We start from the raw sequence: 16,230 nt of genomic DNA, 5'->3' as shown, positions 1-16,230 counted from the left end.
AGCCGGGGCTTGGCGGCCACTTGGGCGTCAGTTGATTGTGGCCACGCCTGGTCTGGTGAGGCGTTCGGGGTTGACGACATGGTCGTACAAGGCCGCGGTGACGCCGGATTTCAGAGCGGCGTCCCGGAGGGTGAGGTTCTCGTTGAGTGCGCGGTGTGCGATCAGAGCGGCTTTGTCGTAGCCGATGACGGGGCTGAGCGCGGTCACCATCATGATCGAATGGTCCACGTTGTCCTTCAGCTTGGACGTGTTGAGCTGGGCGCCTTCGACAAGGTATCTGCGGAAGTGGTCCATCATGTCGGACAGCAGGCGGGCCGAGTGCAGGACGTTGTTGATGATGATCGGCCGGAACGCGTTGAGTTCGAAGTTGCCCTCCGCGCCGGCCATGGTGACCGCGTCGTCGTTTCCGATCACTTGGATGGCGACCATCAGCATGGCTTCCGCCTGGGTCGGATTCACCTTTCCCGGCATGATCGAGGAACCCGGCTCGTTGGACGGCAGGATCAGCTCGTGCAGTCCCGTCCGGGGACCCGACCCGAGCCAGCGCATGTCGTTGGCGAACTTGAACAGGGACACCGCCAGGGCGCGCAGCGCGGTCGAGACGCGCACCAGCGCGTCGCAGGAGGCTTGGGCGGCGAACGTGTTGGGCGCGCCGACGAACGGGAATCCGGTGAGGTCGGCGAGGAGCGCGGTGACCTCGCGGCTGAAATCCGGTGGCGCGTTCAGCCCGGTTCCGACCGCGGTGCCGCCGATGGCCAGGCGGTAAAGCCAGGTGAGGGTGTGTTTGAGGTGATCGGAGGCGTCATCGAGCTGGGCCGCGTAGCCTGACCACTCCTGGCCGACCGTGAGCGGAGTCGCGTCTTCCAGGTGGGTACGGCCGATCTTGACGGTGTTCTCCCATTCCTTGCTCCTAGCCGCAGTGGCGTCCCGCAGCCGGGCCAGCGCCGGGAGCACGTCACGTTCGAGCGCCATCGTCGCGGCGATGTGCATGGCGGTGACGAACGTGTCGTTGGACGACTGCCCCATGTTCACGTGATCGTTCGGATGTACGGGATGCTTGCTGCCCAGCCGCCCGCCGAGCAGCTGGATCGCCCGGTTGGAGATCACCTCGTTGACGTTCATGTTCGACTGCGTGCCGGAACCGGTCTGCCAGACGTACAGCGGGAACTCGCTGTCCAGAGCGCCGCTGATGACCTCGTCGGCGACCCGGCTGATCAGGTCGGCCTTCCACTGGGGCAGTCGTCCGGCGCGCCCGTTCACGATCGCCGCGGTCTTCTTGATGAAGCCGTACGCGTGGTAGACGGCCTTGGGCATCCGGTCGTCGCCGATGTTGAAGTGGATCAGCGACCGCTGGGTCTGCGCGCCCCAGTAGTGGTCGGCCGGCACCTGGATCTCCCCGAGCGAGTCGCTCTCGGTCCGGGTGCCGGAAGCCTGCAGCCCGATCGGCAGATCCTTGATCCTGTTCATCCTGATTCTCCGTGGATCGGCCGGTATTCCGGCTGCCACATCGCGTCCTGAACCTGCTGGACGGGGTCGTCGAGGGAGACGCGGGCCAGGTTCTCCGCGGCCGCCTGCTGGGCCACCGCGACGGCCACCGTGGCCGAGACCTCGCGGAGGTTCTCCACCTGGGGCAGCAGCGACGCGCCGGGAGCCGTCACGTCCACCAGCCCGGCGACGGCGCCGGCGGCGGCGTGCAGCATGTCCTTGCTGACCCGCCGCGCCCGCGACACGACCGCGCCAAGCCCCAACCCCGGGTACAGCAGGGCGTTGTTGGCCTGGCCGATGACATAGGTGACACCGTGGTACGTGATCGGGCTTACCGGGATTCCGGTCGCGATCAGGGCCCGGCCCTCGGTCCAGTGGAGGAGGTCGTCCGGCACGGCCTCCATCCGGTCGGTCGGGTTGGAGATCGGGAAGACGATCGGCCGGTCCACGCTGGCGGCCATGGTCCGGATGATCTCCTCGGTGAAGGCGCCGTGGACGGTGGAGGTGCCCAGGAGCATGGTCGGCTTGACGCGCTTGACGACCTCCCCGAGCCCGATGCGGCCTTGCTCCCGGTTCCAGTCGGTGACCTCGGACAGCGGCCGGGCGTAGGGGACCTGGAAGTCGCGCAGGGCCGACATGTCATCGGTGAGCAGGCCCTGCTGGTCGATCGCCCAGATCCGGCGCATAGCCGTGTGGTGGTCCAGGCCGTCGCGGACCATCGCGTCGCACAGCTGGTCGGCGATGCCGATGCCCGCCGTGCCGGATCCGAAGATGACGATGCGCTGCGCCCGCATCGGCACGCCGGAGACGCGGGTCGCGCCCAGCATGGCCGCCAGGACGATCGCGCCGGTGCCCTGCATGTCGTCGTTGAACGTGGGGATCCGCGGCGTGTACTTCTCCAGGATGCGGCGGCCGTTGGACGGGCCGAAATCCTCCCAGTGGAGCATCGCGTTCGGGAAAAGGCGGGTGGCGGTCGAGACGTACGCGTCGATGAAGTCGTCGTAACGCTGCCCTCGGATCCGCGAATGCCGTTCGCCGACGTAGAAGGGGTCGTTGAGCAAAGCCTCGTTGTTGGTGCCGACGTCCAGGGCGACGGGAATGACGCGGCCGGGGTCGATTCCGGCGGCGGCGGTGTAGACGGCCAGTTTGCCGACGGCGATGCCGGCTCCGCCGCCCACGCCCCAGTCGCCGATGCCCAGGATTTCCTCGGCGTCGGACGCGACGATCAGATCCACGTCCTCGGAATCCAGGCCGAAATTGCGGAAGGCCTGCTCGATGCCGTGCACGTCGTCGATGGACAGGTAGACGCCTCGGGGGCGGCGGTATTCGTGGCTGTAGTTCTTGATGGCCTGGGCGACCGTGGGGTCGTACACGATGGGGAGCATTTCCCGCAGGTGGTCGGTGAGCAGGCGGTAGAAGAGCACTTCGTTGCGGTCCTGCAAAGCGGTCAGGTAGACGTTCTTCAGCAGGTCGGTGGGCTGCGCCAGATATTGTCCGTACGCCCGGGCCACCTGCTCGTCGAGTGTCTCGACCACCGGGGGGATCAGCCCGTCCAGACCGAGTTCCGCCCGCTCTTCGTGGCTGAAGGCCGTGTCCTTGTTGAGCAGGGGATTGTCCAGGACCGCGAGACCGCCTTCGAAGGACCGCTTGTGCATCGCCGTCTCCTGACTTTCTCTTGGTGGAGAATTCACTCAACCCAAGGTGATCAGAGGTTTCGCGCTGTCTTCCACCCTGCCCCCGGCCCCGATTCGCAGGCAACAAAGCCCCAACAAAGCTCCGTTTGCGGTCACCCCATGGTCTTGGCGCCGTCGATGGATTCGCGGAGGATGCCCGCGTGGCGACCTCATGGGCGTGCGGAAAGGACGTTTCCGCGTCGAATTAGCGCATGAGGTGTGGGGGCGCGGTGATGCCGGAGGGAAGGGCGGGATCGGCGATGGGGGCTCCCCAGGACGTGGTCAACGGCAGCACGCCGGCCCAGAGGCCGAGTTCGGCGTCGGGGCTGTCGCCGTCGTCCGGGGGTCCTGTGCGGATCTTGACGGAGGCTTCGTCGAGGGAGAGCGCCAGGATGCTTGTCCCGCCCAGTTCCTTGCGGCTTGGGCGGCGGGCGTAGTCCCATTGGCCCGGCGCGCACTGCTCGGTCACTACGCGCAGGCCGTGGAGTTTCTCGTCCTCGTCGGTGATCAGGCGGGGGATGCCGTAGATCATGGCGGAGCGGTAGTTGACGCTGTGTTCGAAGACCGAACGTGCGAGAACCAGGCCGTCGACGTGGGTGACGGTGACGCACATCGTCTGGTCGGGAGCCGCGAGCAGGCTTCGGGCGGCCACCGAACCGTGGAAATACACCGTGTCCTCGGTCACGCCGTAAATGGTGGGGATCACCATGACCGTGCCATCCACGCTCAGCCCCAGGTGGCAGACGAAACCGGCGGCCAGCACGGCATTCAGGTCCGCACGGTCGGTGCGGCCTTTCTCTTTCATGCGGCGGATCCGCGTGCGGTCGGTGACGCCCAAGCCGGGCGCGTGCTGACTGCTCACCAGGGGCCCTCGATCTTCTTGGGAGTGTGGTTTCCGGGCCCAGGATAAGGTCCGTTGATCCGGCGTGATTACTGTGGAGAGATGCAGGGGTTCACCTGGGAGACGAGCCGGCGCTGGGTGCGCGGCTACAAAGGCGAGACCGTGGTCGTGGACAGCCGGGCGCCGCTGCTGGTGTGGGAGTCGGCGTATCCCGTTCCGCGCTACGCGTTTCCGGTCGGCGATGTGCGCGGTGATCTGCTGCGGCCGGCGGCGAATCCGCCGAGCGGGCCGCATGAAGGCGCCACCGAGTTCTACGACCTGGTCATGGACGGGGATGTCACGCCGAACGCGGCCTACATCTATCCGAAGCTGCCCGGGCATATCGCGTTCGAATGGTTTCTGCTTGACCGGTGGCTTGAAGAGGATGAGGAGATTTTCGTGCACCCTCGTGACCCGCACAAACGCGTCGACGCGATCCGGAGTTCCCGGCATGTACGGGTCGAGATCGGCGGCCAGATCGTCGCCGACACTTGGGAGCCGGTGTTGGTCTTCGAAACCGGATTGCCCACCCGCTACTACATTCCGCCCAAGGACGTGAACTTCGATCTGCTGGTGGCGACCGAGAGCCACACGCGCTGCCCGTACAAGGGCGAGGCCTCGTATTGGTCGATGCGGGAGCCCGTCGAGGGTGTGCCCAATGATGTGGCGTGGGCCTATCCCGACCCGATTCCCGCTGTCGCGCAGATCAAGGACTATCTCTCGTTCTACAACGAGGTCGTCGACATCATCGTCGACGGCGAGCGGGAGGAACGTCCGGTCACCGTGTTCAGCAAACGCGCCGGGGATTGACGGGAAGGTACAGCTGAGCGCCGGCCGGGAATCTGATCAAGATGGATGTCGGCGGGCGTGATCTGCTGCCGCCTGCGATCTTGACCCTCACCGTGGTGAGCGGGCTGGTCGACGCGGTCAGCTTTCTGGGGCTCGGGCAGGTGTTCACGTCGGCGATGACCGGGAACATCGTCATGCTCGGACTGGCGCTCGGCGGCGCGTCGGGGTTCGAGGTGGGGCCACCGCTGGTCGCCGTCGGGGCGTACGTGGCGGGGGTGGTGGGGGGAGGGCTTCTCGGGCGTATCGGTCGTCACTGGCTGCTGGTGGCCCTGATCGCTGAGGCGTCGCTTCTGGCTTTGGCCAGTGGGGTGGCCTTTATGCCTATTTCGAGGTACGCGCTGATTGTGATTCTCGCCCTGGCGATGGGGATGCGAAATGTCACCACTCGTCACCTCGGAGTGGCCGATCTGACCAATACCACGGTGATGACGACCACCGTCACCTCCATGATCATCGGCTCTCCGATCGTTGGCGGACATGACCCGCACACCGGGCGTCTCGCGGCGTCGGTGGTGGCGCTCGTGTGCGGGGTGACGGTTGGAGCCTGGCTGTTTCATACCCATGAAATCGCGTGGACCCTGGTGCTCGCCACCATTCCCGTGGCCGTGATGACCACGCTGGTCGGGTGTTTCACCGTACCGAAGTGACTATTCGAATTCGAAAGTGGCCACCACCGGAGCGTGGTCGCTTTCTGGATACTTGCGGTCGGTGCCGAACGCGGCCGACTCGTCGTGCAGGACCTCGTTGTGGATTTCCGAACCGCGGTAGTGGGCGAGGAGATTCCTGGTCACCAGCATGTGGTCGAGCATCTGGCCGTGGCCCTGATGATAGAGGGTGTATCGGGAGGGCGCCGGAATCGAATGTTCGATGGGGACAAGAATGCGGTTGGACAGGTCGCCGTTTCCGGTGTCCTCGACCGCGCCGCGAATGGCCAGGACGGGAATCTCGTCTGGCGTCGCGTTGAAATCACCGCCTACGACGATCCAGGCGTCCGCGTCGGCGGTCAGGATCTGGTCCACCAGACGCCGCACTTCAAGGGCCTGGCTCATACGTTTCATCGACGAAATGAACGAGCCTTCCGCCCATGCGTCAGCGGCTCGCCAGGTGTAGGTGTCCAGCATCTGGCCTGGGATATCCGTGGGAATCTTTGATTTCAGATGAACATTGATCACGTGCAGCGGCCGGCTGTCCAGGTTGATCTGGACGTGCAGGATCGGCCGCTCCACTCCGATCTCGATGGGATTCGGGTCCGGCGGGATCGCGGTAAGCCGCCGGTACGTGGGCTTGTCGACCAGATCGTTGTGAAGCTGCCGATGGGAGATGATCGGCAGATGGGTGGCGACCACCAGATTACGCACGTCGTAGACCGCGTTATCGGAAGGCTTCGTGCTGACCAGGGTCGCGCCCGCGAGATTGGTCCCCGCAATCAGATCCTGCAGGGCCAGCAAGGCGCGTGGTTGCCCTGGCCGCTCCTGACCATGAACTTCCTGAAAAAGAGCGATATCAGCTTTGAGTCGCTTGATCTGCGGCTTCATCAACACGATGCGCTCGGAAATGGAAGGGTTCGCACCGGGCGGCGTTTCATCGAGATTCTCGACGTTGAAGGTCGATATCCGGATCGTAGTCATGAATTATTACCTTCTGCGGCCGAGCGTGACCTCTGGCGGCTTCCAGAGGCACTAATTCGGACTATATGGCAGCATGAAAGCGGTTAAGCGGAGGTGGTTGGCTAAAGTTCCGTAATCGCGTGATCAAGACGTCGCCACGGATGTCCGGTGGTCTGGGGGTAGACAGGCGAGGCGTCGATCTGTGACCATTCAGGCATGACTGTTGGAAAGGACGACGTCACCTCCGTCCGGTGAGCTGCCTCGTGCAGCGGGAAGCTGCTGAAATCCGTGAAGAATGGCTGGGCTGGGCGTTGTCGACGCTGCCCGCCGACCGTCGAACCGCAGAAGAGGCAATCTCCGGGCTGTATCACCTGGCCGGATTCCCGCCACCCCGGTTCCATTGGGTCACCTCGCCGGCCGCCGCCATGGCCACCGTTCCGCCGGGGACACGCCCACGCTCGTGGAAAGGCCTCGACCACCTGTCGAAATGGCCCCTGCCCGCACGATTGAACGAGCTGGTCCAGCGGCTTTGGCTGCAACTCGACGCCCAGGTCCGATGGGGTCATGGGCCGATGGACGAGCTGATCAAGACAAGGGTCCGCACGTCACTTTCGCGATCCGCCGAACGGTCGGTGTTCATTCCGATTGTCCTGGCGCACGATGCGGGAACCAACTGGTCCCGCTGGTATAACACCCAGTGCGTTTCCTGGATCGCGCACTACGACGCCCTCCGCAGGGCGGCGGGCGTCGTTTTCGCCACCGAGCAGTCCAGGCAACTCGAATTGTGGGCGATCGCGGCCCGCTCCTGCGGCTGGTGGTGGCCACAGCGCGACATATGCGTCGTCTCCGACCGGCCGGTCACCATGCGTACGGAAGTGTGGGGCGGAAACGGCGAAGTACGGCTACACGCGCCAGACGGCCCCGCGATCCGCTACACCGACGGGTTCGACGTCCACGCCTGGCACGGAATACAGGTGCCCTCCTGGGTGATCACGGATCCGGATGTTCAGCGAATCGACCGGGAAACCAATATCGAGGTCCGGCGCTGCGCGATCGAGCGCATCGGCTGGCCGTCCTACATCGAACAGGCCCGGCTCTGGCTCATCGCCTCAGCGCCGGACCCGGGAAACCCGGGAACCGAACTCCGCCTCTACGACATGCGAAAAGACACCAGAGTCCTACTCGCGATCAACGGTTCCGTCGAACGCGACGGAACCCGCCGCCAGTACGGCTTGACCGTGCCGGGATACCTCCCCGATCCGATCACGGCCGCCGGCTGGACCTATGGGCTGTCCGCCGAGCAATACTCCCAGCTCGCCCGCCGAACCTGAGGTGATTCCCATGACCGACACCCTCGCTTCGCTTTCCCGCCGAACGGGAATGACCGTGCTCGACCATCTCGAACGGTCCGCATCGATCCCCGTCATCGACGGACTCCAAGCCCAGGGCGACCTCATCGTCATCCCGCTCTCCTTTGTCGAGTCGACGGTGACCATCCCGGAAGACGCGACCTGGAGGGACGTGCGCCCGCAGGGCTTGGTACTGCTTCGCGGCGGGGCCGGCGGTAATCCGCACACGCTTTTCGCCGATCCGGGCACGTGCCGGTGGACGACGAAAATGTGGGACTACCAATCGCTCGCCATCGCCGTTTTCGAGACCTCGGCCGTCGCCTATCTGCTGCACCCTGAGCATGGCGCCTCCGGGTGCGCGCCGGGCACCTACGTGGTGCGGCGGCAACGCGAGCACGGAGGCCGCAGAATCCGCCTGGTCAAGGACTGATCTCTGCAGACGGGCCGAAACGTGGGCATTTAGTATGTGGCCCAAAGGGGGTCCTCATGAGTGTGGTGACGCGGATTCTTCGCACTATCGCGACCATCGCCCTGTGGATCTCCTGTTGCGGGGTTTCCTCTTATCTCAGTGCCCGGGTCCACGATATTCCGGCCTTGGCCCAGCACGGATATGTGGTGGAAGACCTGGTCGGCCTGGTCGTGGGCTGGACTCCGGCGATCATCCTGGGTGCGCTGGCGAGACTGGTCTCCTATCGGGCCAGGGACGGGCTCATGTATTTGATCCCGGTCTACGGGCCGTTTATCTTCGCGCCCACCATCCTCTGGCGGGTGGCCTATCTGCCCCGCCGCGACTGGCAGCCTCGCCCGGGCGAAATCGACATGGCCCTCCGGGAAGTGGTCTGAGGTTACTGGGCCTCCTGGAAAGCCTGGCCGGATTCTGTGGCGGAGCCGTCTTCGCGGAACAGGCCGCTGTTGGGTTTTCCGGTTGTGGCGGGGAGGCCGAACCAGGCGTAGCGGTGGACGTAGGGGAGGGTGGACAGCATTTTGGTGGAGGCGGTGAGGAAGGCGGCCTGTTGGGTGCTGGAGGCGTAGGTGGTGCCGTTGCTGAAGTCGATCAAGGCGTATTCCGTCAGCCAGATCGGCTTGCCGTAGCGTTTGTACACGGCGGCCAGGTAGGACTTCAGGTGGGATACCGCGGGCTGGGTGCGGAAGTCGGAGCCGTACCAGTGCAAGGTGATGAAATCGACGCGGTAGTTTCGGGCGCGGGCGCCGGTCATGAAGCGGTCGAGCCAGCTGCCGGGGGTGTCGCCGCCGAACGCGACACCGGGGCTGCCGAGGATGCGGCCGGCTTTCATAAGTTTGGGCCAGTGCGACAGGGCTTCGTCCACCGTCATGTTCGCCTGGGCGGGCAGGTCCGGCTCATTGAAACTCAACAGGTAGGGGCCCGCGTTCTTGGCTTGGGCCAGGGCTTCGGCGTTGACGTTCTCCGCGGCCCTGATCATCGGAATGAACTGGGTGTTCTTCGGGGTCGTGATGCCGTTGGTGTGGCTGGCCCAGGTGTAATACCAGCGGGCTTGCGATTTGGCCAGGGCCTGGCTGACGTTGGGCGCGTTCCAGACGGCCACGCCCTTCTTCAACGAGGCCGCTGTCGGCTGTTCCGGCGGGATGGACGCGGCGACTCGGTCAAGCGTCGGCGACGGGCGAGGGGATTTCGACACCACCGGCGCGGCCGACGTGGTGATGGGGGCCGCTTGTGCGGGCGGTCTTTCCGGCGGCGCGGGCATCAGCTGGGTGATCACCAGAGTGGCTATCGCGATGGTGGTGACCCCAGCACCCGCCGCGACCGCGGCTCGCCCCGCGGGGCTAAAAGCGACCGTGGTGATCTCGATCGGCGGTGGCTGCACAAGCAGCGCGAAACCCACCGGAATCGGGATGAGCGGCAGGCCGGACAGCAGGCGGTCCAGCGGGATCAAGCCCCGGGTATGAGGCGTGCAGTTGGGGCATTCGCGGATATGTCGTGAGAAACGTTTGCGCCAGAGCGGCGTCGGGATGCCGTCCCAATCCCAGGTCATCGAGCGAAGTTCGGGGCACGTCGCCGCGTTCTGCAAAGCCCGTACGACCATGTGAGCCGTTTGCACTTGCTCCTTCATGCGCTGCACCCGCACAGCGGCATGACGCGGGGACAGGCCCAACGCTCCGGCCAGGTCGGCTCGCCCAAGTTCGCCGGTTTCCTCCAGCCACCAGAGGGCGAGCAGAGCGCGGTCGTCATTGTCGAGCCACCGGGTGGCTTCGGCGACCTCGCGGCGCTGGTCGGTCAGGCCCAGACGGAGGATCGTGACCATCGCGAAATCGGAGGCCGGGTCCGGCATTTCCGTCGCGGTGTCAAGGTCGGCCGTGCGGTGGTTCTCCGACCGCCGATCCTGCTCATGATCGCGAACCTGGCGTACGGCGATCGCCACCAGCCAGGACCGGTAGGCGGAAAGGTCACGAAGCCCAGGGAGTCCGCGTACGACCCGGATCAGGGTCTCTTGGACGACATCGTCCACATCCGTGTGCCCGTTCAGAGCGCGGCCGACGATGTTGTAGAGGAGCGGGAGCGAGTCGGCGACCAGGGCGTCGAGCGCGCGCTGGTCCCCGTTCCGGGCGGCGGCCACCAGCGCCGTGTCCGGCCCGCTCCTGACTTGACTCGCCATCGGCCCCCGCTCTCCTCACATCCCTGCTCCTACTACCGGAGACGCCCCCCAACCGGCCCAGATAACAATTTTTCGGAATTTGTGTTGTCCGGCGGTCCCGGGAGGGTCTCCCAGTACAAGGGGCGAAGGCCTCATCCCGCCAGCCCCTGCTCCCCCTCCTCATCCCGTAAGTCCCGCCCGCAAAGGACCTCATCCGTAATGAGTGAGACCAGTACCAGAGTTTCCCGCCTCGCGCTGGGGGCCGTCCTCGGCGCCTGCCTGGTGAACGGGGTCAGCGGCCCGGCCGGCGCGGCCGAAGTGCCGCTCTCGCAGCAGCGCCTGGTCGCGGCATCCTCGGCCGAGCGCGGCGATCTCTCGCCCTCGGCCGCTGTGGACGGCAGGACAAACACCCGCTGGTCCAGCAAGTTCAGCGACCCGCAGTGGCTCCAGGTGGACCTCGGGTCGGTACGTCCGATCAAGAAGATCGTGATCAACTGGGAGCGAGCCTACGCGAGCGCGTACACGATCCAGGTGTCGAACGGCAGCGGCGAGTGGCAGACACTCAAGTCGGCCGCGGGGATCAACGGCGTGCAGACGCTGGACGTGTCCACTAGCGGCAGGTATGTACGGCTTCACGCCACGAAGCGGGCGACCCAGTGGGGCGTCTCGCTGTGGGAGTTCCAGGTGTTCGGCGCAGGAACTACGACGACCCCCAGCCCGACCCCCAGCCCGAGCCCCAGCCCAAGCGCCAAGCCGACCCCCACACCCACCCCCACAAAGCCGACAAACAACCCGACACCGACACCGACCAAGCCGGCGACGAGCGCTACTCCCACCACCCCGGCCGGTGACCTGCCCAAGGGCCCCGTTCCGCCCGGTGCCGTGCGCGTCGCCGAGTTCGTCGCCGAATGCCCGTTCACCCACCGCCTCCCCGACGACCCGATCGTGATGCCGGGCCTACCAGGCGGCTCGCACATGCACAGTTTTATGGGCAACGAGACCACCAACGCGAGCACCAACCTGGGCAGCCTGCTCAAGGGCTCCAGCACCTGTGACCCCAAGGTCGACCTCTCCTCATACTGGGTCCCGACCCTCTACAACGGCGACACCCCCGTCGAACCCAGCAGCGCCACCTTCTACTACCTGGGCGAAGGCGTACGCGAGGAACTGGCTGCCCAGACCCGCTCATTCCCGCAGGGACTGCGCGTCGTGGCGGGCAACGCGAAGGCCACCGCCGCCGACGGCATGAGCAGCGCCCGCTGGTCCTGCCTGCACGCCGGGCACGTCGGCGCGTCCAAGAACTTCGTGACCTGCCCGGCCGGCACCAAGCTGGAGACCTACCTGGACTTCCCGCACTGCTGGAACGGCAAGGACCTCGACTCGGCCGACCACAAGAGCCACATGTCCTATCCGTCCGGTAACGCCTGCCCGGCGACGCACCCCGTCGTGGTGCCGAAGCTGCGCATGGTCCTCCGGTACACGATCAATGGTGATCCGTCCGCGTTCCGGCTGTCGTCCGGACCCGGCTACACCATGCACGGTGACTTCTTCAACGCCTGGCCCGAGGCCGAGCTGGAGCGGCGTATCCGCGACTGCATCCGGCCGAAGGTCAAGTGTGGCCCGGACGGAACTGCTTGATCCGTCCGCGTGTGCGGCGAGACCCGGGCGCCGCCGGGTCTCGCCGCCGGTCATTAAGCCGATCAGCCGACAGGGGCGGAGATGAGACGGGCAGCCATCGCAGTGATCCTCTCAGTGCTGGTGGCGGGCTGCGCCAAGCCCGACCCACCGGCGGCGGCCGAACCAGTCGTTTCGAGCACGTTCAACGCGACCGATGTCGCCTGGTTGCAGCTGCTCATCCCGATGACGGAGCAGGCGCTCGCGCTACTCGGCTCAGCGCCGCAGCGCACCTCGAACGCGCAGGTCATCCAGCTCGCGGCGACGATGAACGGCGAACACACGGCGCAGCTGACGCAGCTGCGCGAGTTACTGCGCAGGGCCGGGGTGCCCGAGACCGATATCCACGACGGTCATGACCTTCCGGGCATCGTCACTCCGGATGATCTCCTCATCGTCAACAAGACCACGGGCGCGACCTTCGACCGCCTGTTCGCCGAGCACGTCAGCGACTATCTCCGCCAATCGGTCCTGGTCGCGAAGGGCGAACAGACCTCCGGCGCCGACCGGGAGACCAAGGCCTTCGCCGTGACCATGGCGAAGGCCCGCACTGACGAGCTCGCCGAACTCACCAAGAACGGCTGGCTGTGACCCGGCAGGTCTGGGAAGCAGGTTCCGACAACAAGCACGCGACGCCGTCGGGGAAGCGGACTCGCCGCACGCCCCCGCCACGCGCGAGGCAGGCGAATCCAGACGTCGTGCTGGTGCTGATCTGCGTCGGAGCCGCCGCCGCGACCGCCCGGTGCTGGGCGAGCCTTTCGTCCGTCGTGGGGGCGGTCGACTGGCTCGCCTGGGCTGGGCGGCTCTCGGGCCTGCTGGCCGGGTACGCGTGCGCGATCCTGCTCGCCCTGATGGCCCGGATTCCGAGCCTCGATCGAGGCGTCGGCACCGACCGGCTCGCCCGATGGCACGCGACGGGCGGACGCTGGACGATCACCCTGTCCGTGGCCCACATGATGTTCGTCATCGCCGCCCACAGCGTCGAATCCGGTCTGTACGCGGGCACGATCCACCTGCTGGCAAACGGTGAGGGCGTCTGGGAAGCCACGATCGGCCTTGCCCTGCTGGTCGGCGTCGCCGTGGTGTCGGCTCGCGGCATCAGGCGGCTGATGCGCTACGAGATCTGGCATTACCTGCATTTCTTCACCTACATAGCGGTATTCGCGGCGTTCACTCACCAGCTCACCGGCCCCGACTTCGCCGGCGGCGGCCTCGGCAGGCTGCTCTGGCTGGCCCTCTACATCGGCGTCGCCGCGGCGCTGCTCTGGTTCCGCTTTCTCAGTCCGGTACGCCGTGCGCTCCGCCACCGGCTGCGAATCACCGAGATCCGGTGGGAGTCACCCACGGTGATATCGGTGTACCTGTCCGGGGCGTACCTCAACGAACTGGGCGCGGAGCCCGGCCAGTTCTTCCGCTGGCGGTTTCTCGCGCCCGGAATGTGGTGGACCGCGAACCCGTACTCGCTGTCGGCCCCCGTCAATCCGCGCTACCTCAGGATCACCGTCAAGGCCGTCGGCGATCACAGCCGGGCACTGACCCGGCTGCGCCCGGGAACCCGGGTCGTCGCGGAAGGGCCCTACGGCGGGTTGACGGCCGCGCGGCGACGCGGCGAACGGGTCCTCCTGATCGGCGGCGGCGTCGGGATAAGTCCCCTGAGGACGCTCTTCGAGACCATGCCAGGACAGGTCACCCTGGTCTACATGGCCCGCCGCGACGAGGACCTGGTCCTGCGCGACGAACTCGACGAGATCGCCGCCCGGCGCGGCGGAACCGTGCTCTACACCCTGGACGAATCACGCGTAGTCCCCCTGACCGGCCGCGCGCTCCGCGTCCTCATCCCCGGCCTCGCCGAGCACGACGTCTACATCTGCGGCCCGACCGGCATGACGATGGCCGCCAGAAACGCCCTCCGACGTGCGGGAGTGCCCAGCCGCCGCATCCATCTCGAATGCTTCGACTTCTGAACAAGACCCTGACTCACGTTTCCTTAAGCCCCACTTGAGGCGCATTTAATGTCACAAACACGTCAAGCCCGCTAACGTACGGAAATCGCAGGCCATCGCCCCTGGCAGCCACGATCTGCCGGTCCCGTCACCTGGGTGATTGGCCAAAGCATGAAATTTCCGACTTGACTTGCGCCTTGACCTGCGCAAGGCGATCCCGCGCGGCGACAACCGCCGGAAAGGCGTGATTACGTGACAAGACAACGGATCATGGCGTGGTTCGCCGCCCTGCTGATGGCGGGTGCAGTGGTGACGATCCTGCCATCCTCCCCAGCCGCGGCCGCGGCCTGCGCGACGCCGTGGAGCGCGAGCGCGGTGTACACCGGCGGCATGACGGCCTCCCGCAACGGCCGCAACTACCAGGCCAAGTGGTGGACCCAGAACGAGGCGCCCCCCGGCACCACCGGCGTCTGGGCCGACCAGGGCGCCTGCGGCGGCGGCACAAACCCACCCCCAAGCGGATGTAACCACCCCAACTGGCAGGCGGGCACCTGGTACACCGCCGGCAGCATCGTCCGCTACACCAACGGCCAGTACTACATCGCCGAGCACGACAACCCGGGCTACGACCCGATCATCAGCACCTGGTACTGGGACCCGTACACCTGTGGCGGCACCACCCCGCCGCCGTCCCCGCCCCCGTCGGGTAGCTTCGTCGTGTCGCAGGCCCAGTTCAACCAGATGTTCCCGAGCCGGAACTCGTTCTACACCTACAGCGGTCTGGTGGCCGCGCTCAGCGCGTACCCCGCGTTCGCGAAGACCGGCAGTGACACGGTCCGCAAGCAGGAAGCGGCCGCGTTCCTGGCCAACGTGAGCCACGAGACCGGCGGCCTGGTGCACATCGTCGAGCAGAACACCGCGAACTACCCGCACTACTGCGACACGAGCCAGCCCTACGGCTGCCCGGCCGGGCAGGCCGCCTACTACGGGCGCGGCCCGATCCAGCTGAGCTGGAACTTCAACTACAAGGCGGCCGGTGACGCGCTCGGCATCAACCTGCTCGGCAACCCGTATCTGGTGCAGAACGACGCCGCCGTGGCCTGGAAGACCGCGCTCTGGTACTGGAACACCCAGAGCGGACCCGGCACGATGACCGGGCACAACGCGATGGTCAACGGCGCCGGCTTCGGGCAGACCATCCGGAGCATCAACGGCAGCCTGGAGTGCGACGGCCGCAACCCCGCCCAGGTGCAGAGCCGGGTCAGCAAGTACCAGAGCTTCGTCCAGATCCTCGGGACGACGCCCGGAAGCAACCTGAGCTGCTGAACTCTCCCCTTGCGCACCCCCGAGTGCTCATGGATAGTTAATTCTTAGGAAGGTTTCCTTTCAATAGAGCTGAAGCTGGCGGCGTCACCCCGCTCGGCAAAGGCGAACCTTCGTCCTCGGGCATGGCCCCCCAATGCCCGCGTACCCGGAAGACCTCCCAAGGAGGAAAGTCAGGTGTACTTACGAAACAGGGTGGCGTCCGCCGCCGCCGGTCTGCTGATCGGCACGATCCTGGTGGTGTTGCCGACCAGCCCGGCAAACGCCCACGGCACGATGTCCAACCCCCCGAGCCGCGTCTACACGTGTAAGAACGAAGGCCCGGAAAGCCCCGACTCGAACGCGTGCAAGGCCGCCGTCGCTGCCGCCGGCACCCAGGCGTTCTACGACTGGAACGAGGTCTCGCTGCTGGAGGCCGGAGGCAATCACCAGGCGCTCATCCCCAACGGCAAGCTGTGCAGCGCCGGGCGCGACAAGTACCGCGGCCTCGACCTGGCCCGCAACGACTGGCCCGCGACCTCGTTCTCGGCCGGCCCGCGGACCATCACCTACCACGCCACGGCACCTCACTCCAACAGCAACTTCTCCTTCTACATCACCCGCGCCGGGTGGAACCCGACGATGCCGTTGAACTGGTCGGACCTGGTCCACATCCAGACGTTCAACAACCAGAACCCGACCACGTTCACCAACTGGACGATCAACATCCCGCAGCGGACCGGTCGCCACATCCTCTACTCCATCTGGCAGCGCGTCGTCGGCAGCAACGAGGCCTTCTACACCTGCTCCGACGTGAACTTCGGTGGCGGCACCACCCCGCCCACGACCCCCACCC

General features: G+C 66.1%; 15 protein-coding genes. 10 read left to right on the top strand and 5 right to left on the bottom strand.

The window, feature by feature from the left end; all coding sequences use genetic code 11:
* Nucleotides 1–27: 27 nt before the first annotated feature.
* The 3 genes from fumC to Aple_RS30220 form a co-directional block, all read right to left on the bottom strand.
* On the bottom strand, nucleotides 28–1,467 hold the full coding sequence (gene fumC / locus Aple_RS30230) for a class II fumarate hydratase (RefSeq protein ID WP_155348114.1): 1,440 nt from the start codon (nucleotides 1,465–1,467) through the stop codon (nucleotides 28–30).
* Nucleotides 1,464–3,140, bottom strand: a complete 1,677-nt coding sequence (locus tag Aple_RS30225) for an NAD-dependent malic enzyme (RefSeq protein ID WP_155348113.1) — start codon at nucleotides 3,138–3,140, stop codon at nucleotides 1,464–1,466. The genes fumC and Aple_RS30225 overlap by 4 nt, the downstream gene beginning before the upstream one ends.
* Nucleotides 3,141–3,363: 223 nt before the next feature.
* Nucleotides 3,364–3,963 (bottom strand): pyridoxamine 5'-phosphate oxidase family protein, encoded by a 600-nt coding sequence (locus Aple_RS30220; protein ID WP_155348158.1) that lies wholly within the window; start codon nucleotides 3,961–3,963, stop codon nucleotides 3,364–3,366.
* Between the two features lie 138 nt (nucleotides 3,964–4,101).
* On the opposite strand from Aple_RS30220, the gene Aple_RS30215 reads away from it, so the two are divergent.
* Nucleotides 4,102–4,848 (top strand): DUF427 domain-containing protein, encoded by a 747-nt coding sequence (locus Aple_RS30215; RefSeq protein WP_155348112.1) that lies wholly within the window; start codon nucleotides 4,102–4,104, stop codon nucleotides 4,846–4,848.
* A gap of 41 nt (nucleotides 4,849–4,889) precedes the next feature.
* A complete protein-coding gene (locus tag Aple_RS30210; protein ID WP_155348111.1) occupies nucleotides 4,890–5,534 on the top strand; it encodes a YoaK family protein in 645 nt (214 codons plus the stop codon).
* Here Aple_RS30210 and Aple_RS30205 read toward each other — a convergent pair whose 3' ends face one another.
* Nucleotides 5,535–6,515: an endonuclease/exonuclease/phosphatase family protein gene (locus tag Aple_RS30205; RefSeq protein ID WP_155348110.1), complete on the bottom strand. Its 981-nt coding sequence runs from the start codon at nucleotides 6,513–6,515 to the stop codon at nucleotides 5,535–5,537.
* Nucleotides 6,516–6,745: 230 nt separating this feature from the next.
* Here Aple_RS30205 and Aple_RS30200 point away from each other — a divergent pair, with 230 nt between their 5' ends.
* From Aple_RS30200 to Aple_RS30190, 3 genes are read left to right on the top strand one after another with little or no spacing between them, the layout of a single operon-like run.
* On the top strand, nucleotides 6,746–7,825 hold the full coding sequence (locus Aple_RS30200) for a DUF6745 domain-containing protein (RefSeq protein WP_155348109.1): 1,080 nt from the start codon (nucleotides 6,746–6,748) through the stop codon (nucleotides 7,823–7,825).
* 10 nt (nucleotides 7,826–7,835) lie between these two features.
* A complete protein-coding gene (locus tag Aple_RS30195) occupies nucleotides 7,836–8,273 on the top strand; it encodes a DUF8820 family protein (protein ID WP_155348108.1) in 438 nt (145 codons plus the stop codon).
* A 56-nt stretch (nucleotides 8,274–8,329) separates the two neighbouring features.
* Nucleotides 8,330–8,686, top strand: a complete 357-nt coding sequence (locus tag Aple_RS30190; protein WP_155348107.1) for a hypothetical protein — start codon at nucleotides 8,330–8,332, stop codon at nucleotides 8,684–8,686.
* A 2-nt stretch (nucleotides 8,687–8,688) separates the two neighbouring features.
* Here the strand turns inward: Aple_RS30190 and Aple_RS30185 are convergent, their stop codons facing one another.
* A complete protein-coding gene (locus tag Aple_RS30185) occupies nucleotides 8,689–10,476 on the bottom strand; it encodes a sigma-70 family RNA polymerase sigma factor (protein ID WP_155348106.1) in 1,788 nt (595 codons plus the stop codon).
* Between the two features lie 198 nt (nucleotides 10,477–10,674).
* On the opposite strand from Aple_RS30185, the gene Aple_RS54795 reads away from it, so the two are divergent.
* From Aple_RS54795 to Aple_RS30155, 5 genes are all read left to right on the top strand, one after another.
* Complete coding sequence (locus tag Aple_RS54795; RefSeq protein ID WP_246264876.1) at nucleotides 10,675–12,093, top strand: DUF1996 domain-containing protein; 1,419 nt, start codon at nucleotides 10,675–10,677, stop codon at nucleotides 12,091–12,093.
* Nucleotides 12,094–12,174: 81 nt separating this feature from the next.
* On the top strand, nucleotides 12,175–12,720 hold the full coding sequence (locus Aple_RS30170; protein ID WP_155348105.1) for a DUF305 domain-containing protein: 546 nt from the start codon (nucleotides 12,175–12,177) through the stop codon (nucleotides 12,718–12,720).
* Nucleotides 12,717–14,093, top strand: a complete 1,377-nt coding sequence (locus Aple_RS30165; RefSeq protein WP_218038566.1) for a ferredoxin reductase family protein — start codon at nucleotides 12,717–12,719, stop codon at nucleotides 14,091–14,093. The genes Aple_RS30170 and Aple_RS30165 overlap by 4 nt, the downstream gene beginning before the upstream one ends.
* A 249-nt stretch (nucleotides 14,094–14,342) precedes the next feature.
* Nucleotides 14,343–15,398 (top strand): glycoside hydrolase family 19 protein, encoded by a 1,056-nt coding sequence (locus Aple_RS30160; RefSeq protein ID WP_373869654.1) that lies wholly within the window; start codon nucleotides 14,343–14,345, stop codon nucleotides 15,396–15,398.
* A 174-nt stretch (nucleotides 15,399–15,572) separates the two neighbouring features.
* Nucleotides 15,573–16,230 (top strand): lytic polysaccharide monooxygenase auxiliary activity family 9 protein (locus tag Aple_RS30155; protein WP_246264875.1); only part of this gene is annotated, 658 nt, incomplete at its 3' end.

Origin of the sequence: Acrocarpospora pleiomorpha, assembly GCF_009687885.1 — a bacterium.
Lineage (GTDB): Bacteria > Actinomycetota > Actinomycetes > Streptosporangiales > Streptosporangiaceae > Acrocarpospora > Acrocarpospora pleiomorpha.
The sequence above is the reverse complement of the archived record's forward strand: the minus strand, read 5'-3'. Positions and strand labels throughout refer to the sequence as shown.

Coding starts and splice junctions, on each gene's coding strand:
- Aple_RS30205 (WP_155348110.1), bottom strand. CDS start 6,515: ATGACTACGATCCGGATATCGACCTTCAACGTCGAGAATCTCGATGAA.
- Aple_RS54795 (WP_246264876.1), top strand. CDS start 10,675: ATGAGTGAGACCAGTACCAGAGTTTCCCGCCTCGCGCTGGGGGCCGTC.
- Aple_RS30170 (WP_155348105.1), top strand. CDS start 12,175: ATGAGACGGGCAGCCATCGCAGTGATCCTCTCAGTGCTGGTGGCGGGC.
- Aple_RS30210 (WP_155348111.1), top strand. CDS start 4,890: ATGGATGTCGGCGGGCGTGATCTGCTGCCGCCTGCGATCTTGACCCTC.
- Aple_RS30220 (WP_155348158.1), bottom strand. CDS start 3,963: ATGAAAGAGAAAGGCCGCACCGACCGTGCGGACCTGAATGCCGTGCTG.
- Aple_RS30195 (WP_155348108.1), top strand. CDS start 7,836: ATGACCGACACCCTCGCTTCGCTTTCCCGCCGAACGGGAATGACCGTG.
- Aple_RS30160 (WP_373869654.1), top strand. CDS start 14,343: ATGGCGTGGTTCGCCGCCCTGCTGATGGCGGGTGCAGTGGTGACGATC.
- fumC (WP_155348114.1), bottom strand. CDS start 1,467: ATGAACAGGATCAAGGATCTGCCGATCGGGCTGCAGGCTTCCGGCACC.
- Aple_RS30215 (WP_155348112.1), top strand. CDS start 4,102: ATGCAGGGGTTCACCTGGGAGACGAGCCGGCGCTGGGTGCGCGGCTAC.
- Aple_RS30225 (WP_155348113.1), bottom strand. CDS start 3,140: ATGCACAAGCGGTCCTTCGAAGGCGGTCTCGCGGTCCTGGACAATCCC.
- Aple_RS30185 (WP_155348106.1), bottom strand. CDS start 10,476: ATGGCGAGTCAAGTCAGGAGCGGGCCGGACACGGCGCTGGTGGCCGCC.
- Aple_RS30190 (WP_155348107.1), top strand. CDS start 8,330: ATGAGTGTGGTGACGCGGATTCTTCGCACTATCGCGACCATCGCCCTG.